Annotated in this window: 1 protein-coding gene and 1 pseudogene; one reads left to right on the top strand and one right to left on the bottom strand. The window is 59.7% G+C overall.

Translation table 11 applies throughout. The annotated features are described in order from the left end of the window. A pseudogene (locus ACUHMQ_RS21010) lies at window positions 1-139 on the top strand (IS3 family transposase); the annotation flags it as partial. Window positions 140-169: 30 nt separating this feature from the next. On the opposite strand, the gene ACUHMQ_RS21005 reads toward ACUHMQ_RS21010, so the two are convergent. After that, window positions 170-519 (bottom strand): IS66 family transposase (locus tag ACUHMQ_RS21005; RefSeq protein WP_445297382.1); only part of this gene is annotated, 350 nt, incomplete at its 5' end.

Raw genomic sequence — 519 nt, 5'->3', positions numbered from 1 at the left:
CGAACTGGCCACGTTGGAGTGGGTTGCGTGGTACAACCACCATCGGTTACTAAGCTCAATCGGCTACGTGCCACCAGCAGAAGCGGAGACAGCTTATTACCGACAGCTAAACGAGCAGGCACAGTTCACCTGTCTCTAACAACTGAGCCTCCACGAAAACCGGGGGAATTCACTCGCCGGCGCGCGTTTCGCTGAAGTCGTAGGCGGCCAGCCGAGTGTGCGGGTCGACATAGACCCAGGCACGTGCCTGTTTCGTACCACCCTTCTGCGCCAGCGGAACGATGGTGTCGTCGGTATGCAGGATGTCACTGTGCCGCACGATCTCGCACAGGCGTGCATGCAGCGGCTTGAGTAGCTCCCCACAGGCCAGCACCCAGTCGCCTAAGGTATTAGGCGAGAGTTCAATGCCATGACGCTTGAGCATGCCGGCTTGGCGGTTGAGCGGCAGATGGTCTGCCCATTTGCTGACGATGATGTGGGCTAGCAGCCCGGGTGCGGCCATGCCCTGTTCAATGGGCT

This window comes from Chitinimonas violaceus, assembly GCF_052601015.1.
This window is presented reverse-complemented; position numbering and strand designations above follow the sequence as displayed.